The organism is Aeoliella fuhlenseeensis (genome assembly GCF_052161615.1).
Taxonomy (GTDB): domain Bacteria; phylum Planctomycetota; class Planctomycetia; order Pirellulales; family Lacipirellulaceae; genus Aeoliella.
This window is the reverse complement of the sequence record NZ_CP197417.1, coordinates 5,516,998-5,535,089: the sequence shown is the minus strand read 5'-3', so window position 1 is coordinate 5,535,089 and position 18,092 is coordinate 5,516,998. Positions and strand designations below refer to the sequence as shown.

Annotated in this window: 14 protein-coding genes; 6 read left to right on the top strand and 8 right to left on the bottom strand. The window is 61.7% G+C overall.

All coding sequences use genetic code 11. From position 1 onward, the window contains the following. Nucleotides 1-69: 69 nt before the first annotated feature. Both ilvB and SH292x_RS21710 read right to left on the bottom strand, forming a co-directional pair. Complete coding sequence (ilvB, locus tag SH292x_RS21715; RefSeq protein WP_442483122.1) at nucleotides 70-1,848, bottom strand: biosynthetic-type acetolactate synthase large subunit; 1,779 nt, start codon at nucleotides 1,846-1,848, stop codon at nucleotides 70-72. A 237-nt stretch (nucleotides 1,849-2,085) separates the two neighbouring features. After that, complete coding sequence (locus SH292x_RS21710; RefSeq protein WP_442483121.1) at nucleotides 2,086-2,316, bottom strand: hypothetical protein; 231 nt, start codon at nucleotides 2,314-2,316, stop codon at nucleotides 2,086-2,088. A gap of 755 nt (nucleotides 2,317-3,071) precedes the next feature. Between SH292x_RS21710 and SH292x_RS21705 the strand changes: the two genes are divergently transcribed. The 3 genes from SH292x_RS21705 (at nucleotide 3,072) to SH292x_RS21695 (ending at nucleotide 5,661) form a co-directional block, all read left to right on the top strand. Further along, nucleotides 3,072-4,214 carry a 5-(carboxyamino)imidazole ribonucleotide synthase gene (locus SH292x_RS21705; RefSeq protein WP_442483120.1) on the top strand — a complete coding sequence of 381 codons (1,143 nt, stop codon included), beginning with the start codon at nucleotides 3,072-3,074 and terminating at the stop codon, nucleotides 4,212-4,214. A gap of 127 nt (nucleotides 4,215-4,341) precedes the next feature. Next, entirely contained in the window at nucleotides 4,342-4,887 is a 546-nt protein-coding gene (locus SH292x_RS21700) for a glutathione peroxidase (RefSeq protein WP_442483119.1), read from the top strand. A gap of 222 nt (nucleotides 4,888-5,109) precedes the next feature. Next, a complete protein-coding gene (locus tag SH292x_RS21695) occupies nucleotides 5,110-5,661 on the top strand; it encodes a peroxiredoxin family protein (protein WP_442483118.1) in 552 nt (183 codons plus the stop codon). 125 nt (nucleotides 5,662-5,786) lie between these two features. Here the strand turns inward: SH292x_RS21695 and mutS are convergent, their stop codons facing one another. Continuing rightward, on the bottom strand, nucleotides 5,787-8,441 hold the full coding sequence (gene mutS, locus SH292x_RS21690; protein ID WP_442483117.1) for a DNA mismatch repair protein MutS: 2,655 nt from the start codon (nucleotides 8,439-8,441) through the stop codon (nucleotides 5,787-5,789). Between the two features lie 81 nt (nucleotides 8,442-8,522). After that, nucleotides 8,523-9,017 (bottom strand): phosphatidylglycerophosphatase A family protein, encoded by a 495-nt coding sequence (locus tag SH292x_RS21685; protein WP_442483116.1) that lies wholly within the window; start codon nucleotides 9,015-9,017, stop codon nucleotides 8,523-8,525. A 233-nt stretch (nucleotides 9,018-9,250) separates the two neighbouring features. Here SH292x_RS21685 and SH292x_RS21680 point away from each other — a divergent pair, with 233 nt between their 5' ends. Together SH292x_RS21680 and SH292x_RS21675 are read left to right on the top strand one after the other, a co-directional pair. Then, a complete protein-coding gene (locus SH292x_RS21680) occupies nucleotides 9,251-11,110 on the top strand; it encodes an NADPH-dependent assimilatory sulfite reductase hemoprotein subunit (RefSeq protein ID WP_442483115.1) in 1,860 nt (619 codons plus the stop codon). A gap of 272 nt (nucleotides 11,111-11,382) precedes the next feature. Continuing rightward, nucleotides 11,383-12,690 carry a dockerin type I domain-containing protein gene (locus SH292x_RS21675; protein ID WP_442483114.1) on the top strand — a complete coding sequence of 436 codons (1,308 nt, stop codon included), beginning with the start codon at nucleotides 11,383-11,385 and terminating at the stop codon, nucleotides 12,688-12,690. Nucleotides 12,691-12,701: 11 nt separating this feature from the next. Here SH292x_RS21675 and SH292x_RS21670 read toward each other — a convergent pair whose 3' ends face one another. From SH292x_RS21670 to SH292x_RS21655, 4 genes are all read right to left on the bottom strand, one after another. Next, nucleotides 12,702-13,676, bottom strand: a complete 975-nt coding sequence (locus SH292x_RS21670; protein ID WP_442483113.1) for a DUF1559 family PulG-like putative transporter — start codon at nucleotides 13,674-13,676, stop codon at nucleotides 12,702-12,704. 76 nt (nucleotides 13,677-13,752) lie between these two features. After that, nucleotides 13,753-15,069 carry a dockerin type I repeat-containing protein gene (locus SH292x_RS21665; RefSeq protein ID WP_442483112.1) on the bottom strand — a complete coding sequence of 439 codons (1,317 nt, stop codon included), beginning with the start codon at nucleotides 15,067-15,069 and terminating at the stop codon, nucleotides 13,753-13,755. Nucleotides 15,070-15,263: 194 nt separating this feature from the next. Then, the gene (locus SH292x_RS21660) at nucleotides 15,264-15,941 is read right to left on the bottom strand and encodes a lamin tail domain-containing protein (RefSeq protein ID WP_442483111.1); all 678 of its coding nucleotides are present in this window, start codon (nucleotides 15,939-15,941) and stop codon (nucleotides 15,264-15,266) included. Between the two features lie 283 nt (nucleotides 15,942-16,224). Further along, complete coding sequence (locus tag SH292x_RS21655; protein ID WP_442483110.1) at nucleotides 16,225-16,932, bottom strand: phytanoyl-CoA dioxygenase family protein; 708 nt, start codon at nucleotides 16,930-16,932, stop codon at nucleotides 16,225-16,227. Between the two features lie 104 nt (nucleotides 16,933-17,036). On the opposite strand from SH292x_RS21655, the gene SH292x_RS21650 reads away from it, so the two are divergent. Beyond that, on the top strand, nucleotides 17,037-18,083 hold the full coding sequence (locus tag SH292x_RS21650; RefSeq protein ID WP_442483109.1) for a matrixin family metalloprotease: 1,047 nt from the start codon (nucleotides 17,037-17,039) through the stop codon (nucleotides 18,081-18,083). Nucleotides 18,084-18,092 lie beyond the last annotated feature (9 nt).

Below are 18,092 nucleotides of genomic sequence, written 5' to 3'. Positions count from 1 at the left end.
ACGCAACCCGGTTCGATGGTTAGCTTCTGGCTAACAGCCTATAGCTAACAGCCTATAGCCATTCTCCCACTACTCCTTGATCATGTCCTTGACGGTGTGGCCGCCGGGGATCATGGGGAGCACGTGTTCCTGGTAGGGCGTTGCAACGTCGAGCACGTAGGGGCCCGGGTAGTCGAGCATCTCCTGGATGGCCGCTTCGAGGTCTTCCTTCTTGTCGACGAATGCCGCCCCGCAGCCGAAGCCTTTGGCGATTTGGACGAAGTTCGGGTAGCGCTCGTCCTGTCCCTTGGCTCCGATGCCGTCGCCGCAGCCGCTCCACTCGGGGTTGTCGATCGGGCCGAGGTAGGTGTGGGCGCGATTGCCTTGCATGAAGCGATCTTCCCACTGCACCACCATGCCGAGGTGCTGGTTGTTGAGCAGCAGCACTTTCACGGGGAGCTTCTCGCACGCGAGCGTCGCGAGTTCCTGGATGTTCATCAGGAAGCTACCGTCGCCGTCGATGTCGATCACCAATCGGCCGGGGAACTGGCTCTGGGCGCCCATCGCTGCAGGGAGACCGAAGCCCATCGTGCCAAGTCCGCTCGACGAAAGCCACGTCCGCGGCTTGTCGAACTTGTAAAACTGAGCGGCCCACATCTGGTGCTGGCCGACGCCCACGCTGATCACGGGGTCGAGCTTGTGGGTCATCTTCCACAGCGTGCGGATGGCGTGCTGCTGAACGATGCCCGGGTACTCTTCGTTGTACTTGAACGGCTCGTCGGCCTTCCACTTCTGACACTTGGCGACCCAGTCGCTGATGTCTTCGGGGGCCTCGACGATCTTGTTGAGTTCCTTGAGCGCGAACTTCACGTCGCTGCACACAGGAATGTGGGCCGGCTTGTTCTTGTTGAGCTCGGCGGCGTCGATGTCGACGTGAATGACTTTGCCGTGCTTGCAGAACTCTTCGACCTTACCGGTCACGCGATCGTCGAAACGCACGCCCAAGGCAATCAACAGGTCCGCTTCGTCCACGGCGTAGTTCGAGTAGACGCTGCCGTGCATGCCGAGCATGTCGAGCGACAGCTCGTCGGTGCCCGGATAAACGCCGAGACCCATGACGGTCATGGTGACGGGAATGCCGGTCTTCTTGACGAGTTCGCGAAGCTCGTTGGAAGCCTCGGCGATCACGATGCCACCGCCGGCGTAGATAACGGGACGCTTGGCCCTCTTGATCGCCGCGGCGATTTGATTGATTTGTTCGGGGCGGGCCAGTGGAACGTCGGCCTCGAAGCCCGGGAGCTCGATGTCCGCGTCGTAGTTCGGCACGCACTTGTCGAGCTGAATGTCTTTCGGCATGTCGACCAGCACGGGACCGGGGCGACCGCTGGCGGCAACGAGGAAGGCTTCCTTCATCACCCGCGCGACGTCGTTGACGTCGGTCACCAGATAATGGTGCTTGGTGATTCCGCGGCAGACTTCGACGATGGGCGTTTCCTGAAACGCGTCGGTCCCGATCACCTTGGTGGGGACCTGGCCCGTGATCGCAACCATCGGAATGCTGTCGAGCTTCGCGTCGGCGATGGCGGTCACCAGGTTCGTGGCACCCGGACCGCTGGTCGCCATGCACACGCCCACCTTGCCGGTGCTGCGTGCGATGCCTTGGGCGGCGAACGCACCACCCTGCTCGTGACGCGGCAGGATCGTACGCAGCTTGTCCGCGTGGCGCGTGAGGGCTTGGTGGAGCGGCATGCTACAGCCGCCGGGGTAGGCAAAAATCGTATCGACGCCGTGGTTTACCAGCGACTGTACCAAAATGTCAGCGCCGCTAACGAGTTCGGTAGAAGTCTTTGGTTTGGTTGCAGTAGCCACGGTATGAGCCTCAACAGATCTAATAGGAAAAAACTAAAACGCGATTCGACCCCACCAAGCGGGGCCCGTGCTTAGGGACCCATGGAGGCGCGAAACGGTTCATGATAAGTGAACGGGGAGGCTCCGGCAACCAGTTCGGCCGGGTTCCCGTAGGCGAAAATGAGCAAAAACCGCCGAAATTGCCGGCGTTTTCGCCCGATTCGAGGTTCTTCCACGATTTGAGGTCGCGGACCTCCGTTAACCGCCCACCCGTTTGGGAATGGTGAACGAGTAGAGCACGACGACCGCTCCGGCGCCCATCAGGCTCCAGGGAGCCCAGTCGGGGGGCGTGATGACCTTGCCCGGAACGACCTGCTGTCCCTGGCCGCTGGGTTTGAGCACCGCCTGTTCGATCGCCAGCGCCTCGACGCCCAGCACGCAGCAGTAGGCTCCGACCGCTAAAAAGAATGCACGCCACATGGCCGTCATGGCCTCCTTGTCGCTTCCGTAGTTTGGAGTAGGTGTCTAGTGGTTTTATCGTCGCCATCCCAGGAGGTCTTTCAACGTTTGTGCTAGCGGAAACAAGGATGACTAAGGAAAGTCGACGGGTTGGTGGAGTTGTAAGAGTAAGGCGAGCGGGTGAGCGTCAGGGCCGTGGTGGTTAGTTAGTTGGTTCTCGCCTCCCGTCCGTGAATAAAGTCCCACATTCGCGACATCGCATTGAGTGCGACTTTATTATTTTTCAGCCCGTTGGGAGTTGTGACGCAAGTCACTTGGTGTCAATGGTTTACGGTGCTAATTTCAGCGAGGCTGGCACGGTTAATGTCGCAGGGGTTCCCCGCAGGTGCGACTTTACTCCATTCGGAAGGTGGGAGGCTGCTTCCCGATAAGCGCACGAGGCGAGTGTTCGACCAACTGGCGTCGGCCGCTCGTATTCGGTGATAAGTTGCTTCTTTCGTTACTTCGCAATTACTGATCTAGCGAGCAGTAATGTGTACATGAGAACATATTCAAAGCGCGCTTTCTAGTACCTTAGTGGAAGAAAGTGGGAAATAGTTTTGGGGGGATTCCGGCGGTGGGTGAGCGATTTTTTGCGAGTGAGAGGAGCCTCTGAGGATTCGGGGCACCACGGCCCTTACGGGCCCCGCTCGCCTGGAAGTTTGGAGGGGATTTCGCGAGAATAGGCACTCCCCTGCCCCTTTCCGCCTGACTGCGCCCCCTGCCCTCCTTTTGTACGCTGCCCTATGTCCCTCGCTCCTGGTTCGACGCTCGGTGTTTTTGGTGGTGGCCAGCTTGGTCAGATGTTTGCCGCGGCGGCTCAGAAGCTGGGGTTTCGGGTGCATGTGTATTGTCCGGAGAGTGACTGCCCGGCGGCGCAGGTCGCCGAGTTGCACACGCCAGCCGACTATCACGACTTTCAGTCGATCGCTCAGTTCGCGCAGTCGGTCGGTGCGGTGACGCTGGAGTTCGAGAACGTCCCGGTAGCCGCGGCCGAAGCAGCGGGGCACTATGTTCCGGTGCGGCCCGCTGGCGACGCGCTCTACACGGTGCAGGATCGCAGTCGCGAGAAGGGCTTCCTCACGGCGGCCGGCATTCCGACCACGCCGTATCGCAACGTTCGCTCGGAAGACGAACTCCACAAAGCAGTCGCAGACCTCGGCACGCCCGCGGTGCTCAAGACCACCAAGTTCGGTTACGACGGCAAAGGGCAGACGATCGTCCAGTCGCCGGACGACGCGATGCGAGCCTGGAGCTACCTCGGCAAACACAAGTGCGTGCTCGAAAAGTTCATCGAGTTCCGCCGCGAGATCTCGGTGCTCGTCGCCCGCGATATGGAAGGGAACATCGAGACGTTCGGCCCCATCGAGAATTCGCACGCCAATCACATTCTCGACGTGAGTGTCTACCCGGCCGAGTCGCCTCAGTCGGCGGTGGAAGCCGCGCAGGCCGCGGCGAGGCAGGTGGCGCTCGAGATCGATTTGGTGGGTCTGGCGTGCGTTGAGTTTTTCGAAACGCCGTCGCGCGAAGTGATGGTCAACGAGATTGCTCCTCGCCCGCACAACTCGGGGCATTTGACCATCGAAGCGTGCGGAACCAGTCAGTTTACGCAGCAGGCCCGAGCGGTTGCTGGCATGTCGGTCGCCCCCATGACCGCCCCGCGGCCGGCGGCGATGGCCAATTTGCTGGGCGATTTATGGGAGAATGGCGAGCCCGACTGGAACGCCATCGAGCGGTTTCCCGGCGTCGTGCTCCATTTATATGGCAAGCACACGGCACGTCCCGGGCGTAAAATGGGGCACCTGACCGCCGTGGCCGATACGCCGGCCGAGGCCGAGCGGTTGGTGCGCGAGGCGCGAGAAGCCATTGTGCGGCCGCGAAGAGGCTAGCCGATGGGGGCGGGGCCCCTAAAGTAAAGCTGGAACGATCAGAACTAAATCCATCCAAAGGAACACTTCGATGCGAACCCTAATTGCCACTGTTTTCGCACTCACTCTTACTTGCGGGATTTCGACCATGAGCATTGCTGAAGAAACCAAGGACAAGGAGTGGCCCGCGGCGCTCGACTTCACCATGCAGACGCTCGACGGCAAGGAAGTGCACCTCGGCGAGAAGTACGATGGCAAGGTCGTGCTGTTTGTGAACGTGGCGAGCAAGTGTGGTTACACGCCGCAGTACAAGGGTCTCCAAGAGTTGCATAAGAAGTACGGCAAGGAAGGCCTCGCGATCGTCGGCGTTCCTTCGAATCAGTTCGGCGGCCAGGAGCCAGGCACGGCGGATGAAATCGCCACGTTCTGCGAGAAGAACTACGGCGTCGAGTTCGACATGCTGTCCAAGGTGAACGTTAAGCGGAGCGAAGAAGATCAATGCCCGCTGTACCAGTACCTGACCGACAAGGAGAAGCTTCCCGGCATTGGCAGTGACGTGAAGTGGAACTTCGAGAAGTTCCTCGTGGGCCGCGACGGTGAGGTGATTGCTCACTACGGCTCGAGTGTGAAGCCCGAGAGCAAGGAAATGGTCGCGGCGGTCGAAGAAGCCCTGGCTGCCAAGCCGGCGGAGTGAGGCCAGCTGAATGAGGAAAGCCGCTGCTAGCAAGGCTGAGAAAATGTGGGAGGCCTCTCGGAGGCCGAAAAATCGGGCTCGGAGAGCCCTTTCACAGAATTTAACGGGAGAACCCCGCTACAAGTTGTTTCCGTGCGTAATACTGGATTGACGCACCCCGCGGACAATCGCGACAATAGAAGCCTCTATTTCGCTTACCGCCCTCGCATGGAGGTTATCGCTGTGACTGGCCGCTTGATGCTACTTGCTGTTTGTGTGGGTTCGCTCGTTTCGCTGTCGCTGGTTGCCAGCGGGCAGGACGCGGCGGCCCCGGCGGGTTCGCAAGTGCCCAAGGTCGAACTATCGGCGCAGCACAAGGCGATGGTCAAAGTGGGCGTCGGCCAGGAGTTCCCCGCCGTCCAGCAAGTCGCCGACGGACTGGGGACGAAGGCCACGGTGGTCGCGGTGTGGAAGGGGGACGGAGCGATGGCCAAGGCGATGCTGCGTGACCTGGGCGTCGACATTGCCGAGCAATACAAGTCGCCCGAAGTCACCACGTTCGCCATCGCCACGGGCATGCCTGTGGCCGAAGCCCAGGAGCAAGCCACGGCTCTCAAGTATACGGGCCCCGTGATCGCCGACGAACAGGGCGAGACCTTCGCCACGCTCGGCACTGACCGCCTGCCTCGCATCTACGTGCTCGACAGCAAGGGCCAAGTGGTGTGGATGGACATCGAGTACTCGCTCTCAAGTCGCCGCGAACTGAAGCAAGCGCTAGCGGCACTGGTGAAGTAGTCGCGGGGTAATTGCCCGCGAATCACGCGGATGGTCGCGGATCGAACTGTGGGAGGCCTCTCCGAGGCCGATTCTTCTCTAGGGCATCGGGCTCGGAGAGCCCTCCCACAAAGAATGCACGAGAGCTACAAATCCTTGCGCCACTCGTTGAGGCGTTGCAGTGCTTCGAGCGGTGTCATCGCGTTGAGATCCAGATCCCGAATCTGAGCGACCACAGGATGCTCGGTGGTTTCGAACAGCGTCAGTTGCAGCGAGCCGTTCTTCGAGGGCTTTTTCACCGCGGGCTCGGCGGGGGCGACATGCGACGTATCGACGCGGTGGCCGGTGGCTTCGAGCTCGGCGAGGATTTCTTCGGCCCGGGCACTCACGGCCTTGGGGACGCCGGCGAGCTGGGCGACGTGGATGCCGTAGCTGCGGTCGGCGGCTCCGGGGACGATCTGGTGTAAAAACACGATCTTGCCGAAGTGCTCGCGGACCATCACGTTGCGATTCGCCACGCCCGGCAGCTGCTCGGCGAGCTCCGTGAGTTCGTGGTAGTGGGTCGCGAAGAGTGTCCGTGAGCCGATGGCGTTATGCAAGTACTCGACGATGCTCCACGCGAGCGAAAGTCCGTCGTAGGTGCTGGTGCCGCGGCCGATTTCGTCGAGCACCACGACGCTACGGTGCGTGGCGGTGTTGAGGATGCGGGCGGCTTCGGTCATTTCGACCATGAACGTACTTTGCCCGCGGGCGAGCTCGTCACTTGCCCCCACGCGAGCAAACAACCGATCCGCCACGCCGATGCGTGCTTTGCGGGCGGGGACGAAGCTACCGACCTGGGCCATCAGCACGAGTAGCGCCGTCTGGCGAATGTAGGTACTCTTGCCCGCCATGTTTGGGCCGGTGATGAGGAGTATGGAGGGGGCTTGGGGCTCGGGGCTTGGGGCTGGGGACTCGGCAGAAAGAACATCATGACCTGCGCACACGCAGTCGTTCGGCACGAACGAACCGGCGGGTTCGGTGGCTTCGACCACGGGGTGGCGACCCGCTTCGATCTCGAGGACGGGCTCGTCGCAGATTTCGGGGCGGACGTAGTTGCGAGCCCGGGCTACCTCGGCGAGACTCGCGAGGGCGTCGAGATCGGCGAGCGCGGCGGCGGTCGATAGCAATCTCGGACCAACGCGCGCGGTGAGGTCGCGGAGTTCGGCGAATAGTTCGAGTTCGAGGGCGAGCACACGTTCTTCGGCCGACAGGACTTTCTCTTCGTACTCTTTAAGCTCGGGTGTAATGTACCGTTCGGCGTTTTTGAGGGTCTGCTTGCGGATGTACTCCGGCGGCACCTTGGCGATGTGGGCGTGCGTGACTTCGAGGTAGTAGCCAAACACTTTGTTGAAGCCGACCTTCATGCTGGGGATGCCCGACCGCTCGATCTCGGCGGCTTGGTAGTTGGCCATCCACTGCTTGCCGCCGGACATGAGCTCGCGAAACTCGTCGAGCTTCTCGTTCGCGCCAGAGCGAATAAATCCACCATCGCGTGCGAGGTGTGGACACTCGTCGGCGAGCATGGTCTCCAGGCGACTGCGAAGCTCGGGGCAAAGATCGATCCGCGACTCGATGCCTGCGAGTAGCGTGCTCGAACGTCCCGTGAGCTTGGCTTTGAGCGCGGGGAGCGTAGCGAGCGTTCGCCCCACGCACTGCAAGTCGCGCGGGCCCGCGCGGCCGGTGGTGACGCGGGCGATGAGCCGCTGGAGATCGTAGATGTTCTTGAGCGTATCGCGCACCGCGGTGGCGAGCTGCGACTGGTCGACGAGTTCGCCGACGGCGTCGAGCCGGGCGTTGATCGCGGCGACGTCGACCAGCGGGTAAGAGAGCCATTCGCCGAGCCGGCGCGCGCCCATCGGCGTGGTGGTGCGATCGAGCACGCCGAGCAGTGCGCCGTCGCGGCGGCCATCGCGGAGTGTTTGGGTGACTTCGAGACTTCGCCAAGTTGCAGCGTCGATCTCCAGCGACTGTCCCTCGCGCATCGGCGTGAGCGTGCTGATGTGCGACAGGTCGGTTTTTTGCGTCTCGGTGAGGTACTCGACAATCGCCCCCGCGGCCGCGAGGGCCATCAAGTCGGCGGGCGACTCGCAGTTGAAACCGAACCCGTCGAGCGTCTGCGTGCCAAAGTGTCGCGCGAGGAGCTCAATCGCTTGCTTTTGCCCGAACGCCCACGCGGGGCGCGTGGTGATAGTGCGATCGAGGGTCCACGTGGTGGGCATCGCGTCGCGCTGATCGACCGACAGTAGTAACTCGGCGGGGGCGATGCGGGTGAGCTGATCGGCGACCTGCGTGGGCGAGAGCGGCGCGCAGGCGAAGAGGCCGGTCGACATGTCGACCCACGCGAGGCCCACGCGCTCCTGGGCTTTATCGGTCACGACCGCGGCGAGGTAGTTGCTCGACTGCGGATCGAGCAGGGCGTCGTCGGTCACCGTGCCCCGGCTTACGACGCGGGTAACTTCGCGCTTGACGATGCCTTTGGCTTGCTTGGGGTCCTCCATCTGTTCGCAAATCGCGGCCCGATGGCCGGCGGCGATGATCTTCGCGAGGTACTGATCGAGCTGATGGTGCGGAAAGCCCGCCATCGGAATAGGGTTCTCACCCTTGTCGCGGCTCGTGAGAGACAAGCCGAGCAGTCGGGCCGCGGTCTTGGCATCGTCGTGGAAGAGCTCGTAGAAGTCGCCCATGCGGAACAACAGCAGCGCATCGCCAGCCGCCTCTTTGGCCTGGTGATACTGCTGCATCATGGGACTGAGCGACATTGGGGGCGAATCTCCGAAGGGGCGTGGGTGCGAGTTCCCTATGCTAGCGAACCACCGCGCGCGGGTCATGGGGTTGCGTCGCTAACCGCTGAACGCGAAGTACCAAATCACCCATAGCACAACCGCTGCATAAAGCGAGGCGACCACGTCGTCGGCCATGATGCCCCAGCCGCCGGGGAGTCGTTCGAGCCAGTTGCAGGGCCAGGGCTTCGTGATGTCGAACGCGCGGTGCAGTCCGAATCCAATCAGCGCGATCCAGATTCCCCCCGTGATCGGGACGAAGAGGAAAACTAATGGAACGGTCGAGAACTCGTCCCACACCACGGGCCCCGGGTCTTTGCGGGCGAGGTCGCGGGCGGCTCGGTCGCAGAGCGGGACCCCGAGCAGCAGCATTGCCACCGCGGCGACCCACGGCCAGAACGGCCCGGGGAGCTGAGCATAGAGCAGCGCCAGGGGCAGCCCCCAGATAGCGCCGAAGGTCCCCGGCGCGGGCATTAACAGCCCGATTCCCAGCCCCGACGCCAACCAAACGGCCAGGGAGTTGCGAGCGTGGGGGGGCGGGGCGTTGGGGTCCATAAGTTGTGCTATCGGTCCGCAATTCTGGGGAGAGATGTCCCAAACTGCGGGCAGTCTCCGTTTCCTATCTTCCGCCGGGCAGCTATGATTGCGAGAGGGATTCGGTAATCTAGCGAATGTTTAGCGGCGGGGTAAACAATGCCTGCCGCCCCTCGCCACGCCCGCCGAACCTGCCCGCCGGTGCCGCTGTCCGTGGCTTGTTCGTCCATCTTTCCTTTGTCCCATTGTGCGCGATGCCCGCAACCCCCGACCAGCCTCAGACGACTCCCACCAAGCCCGAAGCCGGCAAGAAGCTGAGCCCGCTCGAGCAGCTCAAGGCTGCCAAGGCGAAGGCCGCGACGGAGGACGACGGCGAGGAGAAGCTGAGCCACGCCGAAGAGGTGAAGCTGGCGAGCAACTACCTGCGCGGGACCATCGCCGAGGAGCTCGTGAACGGCGAGCCCAACATGAGTGCCGACAACTGCGTGCTGCTCAAGCACCACGGCACCTACGAACAGGACAACCGCGACCTCCGCGCCGAGGCCAAGGCCGCGGGCCTGCCGGGCGGTAAGTACTTCAGCTACATGATCCGCACCGGCATCCCGGGCGGGCGTTTGACGAGCGATCAGTTCCTGGCGCATATCCACTTGGGTCGCGAGTTGGGCGATGGCACGCTGCGCATCACCACGCGGCAAGGATTGCAATTGCATGGCGTGCTGAAGGGCAACCTGCATCGGGCCATTTTCCGCATCAATCAGGTGCAGCTCACGACGCTTGCCGCGTGCGGTGACGTGCGGCGTAACCTGATGTGCTCGCCGCAGCCTTACAAGAACGATCCGGTTTACGACAAGTTGCAGTTGCTGTCGGACGAGCTAGCGATCAAGCTCCGCCCGCAGACCGAGGCTTACCGAGAGATCTGGCTGACCGATCCGGATACGGGCGAGAAGATCGACCTGGTTGGCTCGGCGAACGACGTGAGCAATGGCAAGCCGAAGGGGGACGAAGAGCCCTTGTACGGCAAGGCTTACTTGCCGCGCAAGTTTAAGCTCGGCGTATCGCTAGCTGGTGACAACTCGGGTGAAGTTTACGCGCAGGACGTTGGCTTCCTGGCGGTGTGCGAGGATTTCGACATCGTTGGCTACAACGTGCTGGTGGGTGGCGGCATGGGCGTGACGCCGAGCGCCGCGAAGACCTACGCTGCGGTCGCATTGCCAATGGCGTTCATCCCGGTGAGCGGATCGAACGACGAAACCAACGCCGAGGCGGTGGAAGTCGCCAAGGCGATTCTCAAGGTGCAACGTGACTTCGGCAATCGCTCGGATCGCAAGACCGCGCGGCTCAAGTACACGGTGCGGAACTGGGGCCTCGACAAGTTCAAGAAGAAGGTCGAAGAGTACCTGGGCCACGATCTTGAAGATCCACGCCCTGTGCCGATCACCGACTACAACGACGGCCTTGGCTGGCACGAACAGGGCGACGGCAAGTGGTTCTATGGGCTGTTCGTCGAGAACGGCCGCATTAAAGACACCGACCACATGCAGTTGATGACGGCGCTCGGCGAAGTCTGCACGACGCTGAAGCCAAGCATTCGTCTCACGGCGCACCAAAATATTCTGTTCTGCGACATTGCCGATGCGGATCGTGAGCGTCTCGAAGGCATCCTGGTGCATCACAACGTGATCCTCACCGACGACATAAGCCTGTCGCGTCGCTGGAGCATGGCGTGCCCGGCACTTCCGATGTGCGGCCTGTCGATCACCGAGAGCGAACGCCTGCTGCCATCGATCATGGATCAGATGGAGAAGGAACTCGCCACGCTTGGCCTCGAAGGCGAGGTGTTCACGACGCACATGACGGGTTGCCCCAACGGCTGTGCGCGGCCGTACAACAGCGACCTTGGCATCGTTGGCAAGGCGAAGGGCAAGTACACGCTGTTCCTCGGCGGCCGTCGCCAGGGCGACCGGCTGAACTGGATCTACAAGGATCTGGTCCCCGAAGAAGAACTAGTGTCGACGCTGGTTCCGGTGTTCGAGCAGTTCCGCGACAACCGCCAGCCAGGCGAGGCGTTCGGCGATTTCTGCGACCGCGTGGGCAAAGAAGGCCTGCCGGCGTAGGTGTTTTCCTTTAAGCACCGGCCAAAGTCCCGGATGCGAACTGCTTGCTCCTAGACGTGTGGTGATGGGTAGTGATCGCTCGTGCGCATGCGGCGGAGCTGGCGTGAGCGGCGATTTGGGCGAATTGCTCGCTGTGGAGCTCGCCTTTTAGTATACTACTTCTACATGAGTCGAACTCCGCTGGTTGCGGCGGGGTTTACCAAGAGTCGGTCGCTCTGCTGGACCTAGCTCCTCTCCCGTCTGCTCCCTCCCCTGAAGCTCCATTGGATCTCATGAAGTTCTCCCGCGCCTCCGCAGTTCTGCTGCTCACGATGTCCGCTGTGTGCCCACCAGCGAGTGCCATCAACCTGCCGTTCGTGCTCAATGAAGCCAACGCGGTGGAGGACGATAGCTACCTTGAAGAGGATACGTACAGCGGTGTGCCGGTCGCCGATCGGCAGAACAAGCAGGACTTGTACTTCGCTTCGATTCCAGAGCTCGCGGTGCCGGCTGGTTCGCCGCAAGGGGTGCCCGCGGGTACGCCCGACGGCCGGATCCAGGGCAACGGTAGCGACTGGATGGAACTCGTGATCACCAGCGACCACACCAACCTCGCGGGGTGGAGCATCGAATGGTCCGAAGCCTACTCGGCGGCGAACTCGACCAATGGCCAAGCCGGGCGTCGTGGCGGGCGCCTGACGTTTGCCAACGATCCTGCGTGGAGCAATCTCCGCGCGGGGACCATCCTCACCATCAGTCAGGCGAAGTCGATTTGGATCGACACCGATTACAGCGGGCTCAATCGCAACTTCACCGATGGCGTGAACGAGATGAATGGGGGCGACTACAAACTCGACCTTTCGACCGACCTGAGTTTCAATCCGACTGCCGGTGACTGGTGGATGCACGTCAGCACGAAGGGCGAAGCCGACAACGAGGCTCCGCTGATCACCACCATCGACTTGCCGAGCAACTACAAGTACGCCGAGGGCGATGGGTTCGAGCCAGGTGAGTTTTCGGTGACCAACGACGACTGGGCATTCTCGATTCTCGACCCCACCAACGCGCTGGTCTTTGGTCCTGTGACCGAGCTCGATTCGCTCGACACGGGCGGTTATCACGGTGGCGGTAATATCAATGGCCGCGAGCTTCTGAAGCTCCAGGCCGATCCCTCAGCCGATTCCGAATACTACCGTTTCGCGGGCTACTATTCGGATGGCGCCACGAGCACTTTCGGCCGCGAAAATGTCTGGGACAGCGGCACTTCGAATCAAGATTTCACGGCACTTCGCAGTTGGTTCCCCGAAGTCCTTGCGGGCGACTACAACGGCGATGGCTTTGTGAATCTGGCGGACTACACGGTGTGGCGAGATGCGCTTGGTTCTACCGGAGCCGGACTCGCCGCAGATGGCGATGGCAGTGGTACGGTCGACGCCGCGGACTACACGTTCTGGAAAGAACGATTCGGCGACAGCACGGGCGGTGGTAGTTTTACGGGGGGATTGTCCCCCGCTTCGGTCCCCGAGCCCACCTCGGCGCTCTGCGCGCTAGTGGGCGTGATCGCCGTGGGCTTAGTGCATCGTTCGCAGCGAACGCTCTAGCGGACGTGCTGCTACAGCGCCCCGGCTGCAACCGTTTCGCCACCCGCGCGGGTTGCCATCGCGATGCCCGCCACGGTGTCGAGATCTTCGGATACGAGCACGACGTGTCCGTCCGCGAAGAGCGCTGCTGCACCTCCGGTGTGGAAGCCGTAGATCTCGCTGTCGTTGTGGCGATTGATGATTGGCTGGGTGTTGATGGTGAAGCCCGAGTCAGGATCGGCCCAGCCGGTGCCAGCGCCGACGTTCCGCGTGTTCCCTTTGCCGTCGCCAAGTTGGCCCTGGGTCCACAGTTCGGGACGGCCGGCGTCTTCGGCGATCATCATCGTGTTGGACGTGCCATCGGTGATCTTGCTAACTCGGCAGGCACCTTTGTGCCACACCTTGTTGAGCACGCCGACCACGGCTGGGTGATCATCGCCGCCACCCGTATTTCCGGGATAAGGTCCCAGAGTGCTTTGCACAAAGTCCCAAGCGCCCTTGCCAACCCCATTGATCGATCCATAGTCGCCGGCGGCGGGCTTCTTGTCGGAACGAAACATCATGTCCATGCGACTGGCCGTTGGCGTGCTCGGGCACACGAACAGGCCGATGGAGTAAGCGACTGGCTCGCGATTTTGGGGGCTGAACCACGCTGACTTCAGATCATAAACACTGGCAATGTTCTGCTCCTCGGCGTAGGGAAGTGTCACGACCTGCCATGACTGCTGCACCGACTTCGCCACGGGGCGATCGGGAACATCGTGGTTGCCTTTGTCGTTGAGGTTGATGTTCCACCGGCCGTAGGGAAACTCGCGTTTGGTGCTTTCGTAGTTGAGCACGGCCAAGCCGATTTGCTTGAGGTTGTTCATGCACTGCGTGCGACGGGCTGCTTCGCGAGCAGCCTGTACTGCTGGCAGCAAGAGGGCCACCAAAATTCCGATGATGGCGATCACCACGAGCAGTTCGACCAACGTGAAGGCGCGAGCGTAACGACGATTCTGGTTCATGGCAGTTCCAGTGTTTCCTACGAAAGATGTCCTGTGCTTAACGAATCTTGGATCCCTCGCTTCAGCGAGCGATCTACTAGGCGAGCCGGTTCCATTTGCGAATACCGATCGATGCTACAAACATCACGCTCCCTAGCAGGATCGCGCTGGGCTCGGGGATGGCGGTGGTGGACGCGAGAGCCCCGGCGGTGAGATTGGTGGCCCCCAGGTTGTCACGCCAGATGGTGTAGTCGGCGAGATTCACGGCCCCGTCGCCGTTCAGGTCGCCTTGGGTGAGAATTGCACCTTCGGTAATGCCGAAACCGTTCTTCCACGCGACATAATCATCGCCATCAACGGTGCCGTCGAGGTTGACGTCGCCGACAAGCGGGCTCCAGTTGCGAAGCATCGTCAGGTCCTGTAAGCCACCGCCCGAACTCCACGAGTTAGGTCCGCCGAAGGAGCTCGTCGAACCATCGCGGTAGTCGGCAACTCCCACGCCGAGGTAGGAGTCGGCGGTTGCTCCGGTACCGACGTTGAAGGCCTCGAGCTTGATGATTTCTTCCGCGCTTAGTCGCCAGCTACTGCCGGGCAGGTTGGTGCCCTCTTCGCCGAGGGGGCCCTGCACGACTTGGCCTTGGGCGTCCTTGATCGTCCATTGCCAGTTGTCGTTGTTGAGCGCGAACAGGCCGGCTTCGTCGGTGACGACATCGTGCGTCTCGTCGCCGGTGGTGATGGAGCCCGTGAAGTTGAAGTACTTGAAGCTGGTGTCTGCGTTTCGCTCGCCGGCATAGACATGCATGTGCCAGTCGTCGGCGGCTGGATCCCACGATGTATCCGTGGAGAAATCGAGGTAGGTGTGGAGGTTCGAATCGTAGGCGTCACCGCGCGGGGTTCCTAAACCATTGGTGCCACCCACTCGCTCTAGGCCTCCCGCTCCCCAGGGGTCGATCTCGAAGGGCGAATCGTTCAAGTACCAAGCGTCTTTCCACTCGGTAACGGTGAGCAGCGTGCCTACCGGCACTGCCTGCCACAGCGGATCGTTGGTGAATTGAATGGTTCCCTGGCCAAACTGATTGGGGTCCAGCGGGTCGTTCTTGTCGTACGACCATTCGAGCGTCCAGCCGCGAAGATCGAGCCCTTTTGAGAAGCCGCCGCCGGGCAGCTCGTCGCCTTGAACGACGAGGAACTCAAACCAGTTCTGGCCATGACCCTGCACGCGTCCGACGCTGGAAGCCGGCGAGGAAAAATAGGGGTCGCCTCGACCCTTGTCGATGAAGCGCTCGCCGCTGATGGCGTTGGCTTCGTTCAGAATGAAGGCATTGGGGGCCGCGGCCATTGTTTCCGCGGCAGAGTTCGAAAGCAGGCAGGCAAACGCGAGAAGCAGCAGATACAACAATCGGGAGGGCAGCATGAGCTTCTTGTTCCTCAAGTAAAGGCGTTCCGCCAATCGTGGCCACTTCGGGGAGCAGGGGAGATTTCGTAAAACTGTTTGGAAGGCAAGGTTGCCGGCGAACTTACGCTCGCCGGCACCTTGCGAAATCCGTCCGTCGTGCTGCGGCGAGCGACAGAGTCGTCGATGGTTGCCGCTCGCAGTTCGGCAGAGGTCTAGCGGCGACGGCAAGCCATCAGCAGGCCGCAGGCAGCCGCGACCATGACGAAGGTCGTTGGCTCGGGGATGGCGTTCAGCTGGGTGTAGACGCCCGGATTGCCGACTTCCAAGCGAGTGTTGGTGTAAGAGCCGAAGACGTCGCCATTCGCCGACGAGACAGCCGAGATGGGGTTGTTCAGACCAAGAGATTCAAAAGGAATATTGGCACTGATCTGGCGGGTACGGGGCGAACCAGGGAAAGTCTGATCGCTGTACTGAAGCGTATCGACCAGCACGTCGTTGGCGTCGTAGATGTTGATCGTATCGCTACGGCCGAGGCCAATTTCGGAGGCGCCGATAACGTCCACCTCAGGACCCAAGCCCCAGGCGTTCTTGAACAGCGTGGCGCTCCAATCGGTCCACAGCACGCTCTCGCCAGGCTGCACCACGCCGAAAGCGCTGAGATCGAAAGCGCCGGCAGCGGTGGAGCTATCGGCGAAAGACCAGCCCGTCATGTCGATGGGGGTGTCGCCTACGTTCGTCAGTTCGACGAATTCGCCGGCTTCGGGGGCAACGATGTTCTCGTCGGGATTGCCTTGATACATCCACTCGGTGATGCGAATGGCGGCATCTGCATTACAGCAGGCGAACATCATGGCTACGGCGGCCAAACCCACAAATCTACTCATCTTCATCAGTCATCCCTCAAAGTTGAATTACGATCCACAAAGCAAATTTGACGCCCAGCCCCAAGCTCACGCCACGAAGGGCGAGGAGGGCAACATTCCATTCGTGCTGCGAGTAGTTCGCAGTCCCCCGCGTCCGGTAGGCGCAATCTGCCTGTCCGGGTGCCAGCTCCGTGGGGGTGAGTGTAGAGGTCCGCAATGAAGCTCGCGTGAAGCAATTGTTAAGAAATGGCGCGGTTTTGATGAGGCTTGCCAGAGCTGACTTGTCGCTATGGCCGGTAAGAAAGGAGGCTCAGGTTTTCGCCTTCTCGGGCGTCCACCACCCCAGCCCGCCGGGAAGTGGCTCGTTCGCGAATTCCAGATGCACCACCCGGCGATGCGTTGCGCTCGCCGCCGGACGCGAGCTGTGGAATAAGAGAGGTCGCATTAGAAGTACGTCGCCGGTTTGCGCTGTGACCAAGTGTGGCAGGTGGTTCTCGACCACCGAACGCAGTTCGCTTTCGGGCACCACGCCCAGGCGATGCGTGCCAGGCAGTACTTCGAGAGGCCCGTTGTCGGCGGGGCAATCGTCGAGGTGGACTCGCAAGGTGAGCATTCGCTCGAGCACCGCGGCGGGTGGGCGGACGTGCGGTACCCCCTCCTTCACGCTCCAGGCCGTGAAGCCGGGCGCCGGGCGTTGCTCGGCGACGGGGATCATTAGGTCCTGATGCCAGCCGACGTGCCAGTTCGCGCCGGCGACCTTGTCGAACAGCAGGCCCCGCACGGCGAACGCCCCGCCGCCGAGTACCGGTTCGACGAGGCGGCGAACGGCGTCGCTCGCCGAAAAGTCGACGACCTCCGGGCACGTTTCGAGTAACCGACGTGCGTTGCGAGAGGCCGAGCGGACCGTGTCACCTCGCTCGACGATGGCGTCGCTGACGCGGCGAAGTCCGTCGATGGTCGCCGGGTCGACCGCACCGCGGGCGAGGAAATAGCCGTCGTTTTCTAGCGATTCGAGCATGCGGGCGATTCTACCCCTCCGCAAAGCGATTGGCGACGCGGGCCCGTGGCGGTAGCATAAAGACGCATCGTTCGACTTACTCGTTCCGCCGGTGGGGGTGCGTAATGGTTCGTTGGGTTGGCATCGTGACGGCACTACTTCTTGCTTCGAACGTCATCGCGTTCGATCACATCGGTAATGGCTTTGCTTCGACGTGGTCGGCGAGCCACGAGATGAACTCATCGGCCACGGTTACTTGGGGTTTCGTGCCTGATGAGACGATCGTCGAGTCAACCGGTCGTCTATCGGACATCGGTGCAACGGGTGGCAGCAATCTTTCGCAACTGAGGATGTTGATCGACAACACCCATGGTGCGGGGGCGTTCGACGCCGCTATCCGCCGAGCGTTCGCCACTTGGTCGGCCGTCGCGAACATCGACTTCGTGGAGATGATCGACCCAGGCACACCGATGGGCATTGCCAGTACTGGCACGCCCAACATCCGAATCTCGGCGTTTGTACCTCTCGCCGGTCATTGGTTCGAAGGAGCCGGCGCGGTGGGTATTGGCCCGCCGGGGTACGCCGAAGACTTCGAGCAGGCGTTCCCCGAATCGGGCGACGTGTTGTTCAACTTGAACGCGAACTTCGACATCGTGACCGGCGCGGAAGACGTGACGCCGCTGCCTCCGTTCACGAACGACCTCGAGGGGCTAATGCTGCACGAGTTGGGCCACGCCGCGATTGGCCTCAATCACCCCGAGTGGGACGGCGAGGATCCCGATCAACGTGTGATGTACGTCGGCGATTGGATGGACCCCGAAGCGCCCTTCTGCTGCACGGCGATCAACCACGAGCTTCACCCCGACGACATCGCTGGCGCGCAATTCGTCTACGGCGTGCGGGGCGACTTTAACGGCGATGGCACCGCGAATCTGGCGGACTACACCGTGTGGAGGGATGGCCTCGGCGGTGAGTTCGATGAAACGGACTACGCCGACTGGAAGCGAAACTTCGGTTCGGTGCGTCCGACGAGCGAGGGGCCCATCACGTTGGCGACCGAGAGTGTGCCCGAGACAGGGACTGGGGTGATGCTGGTATCGTTACTCCTAGTAGCTATGACTTACAAAATGTCGGGTGGCTGGGGACGAGTCCTGCGAGCCCCCAGAGCTTAAGTTGGATTA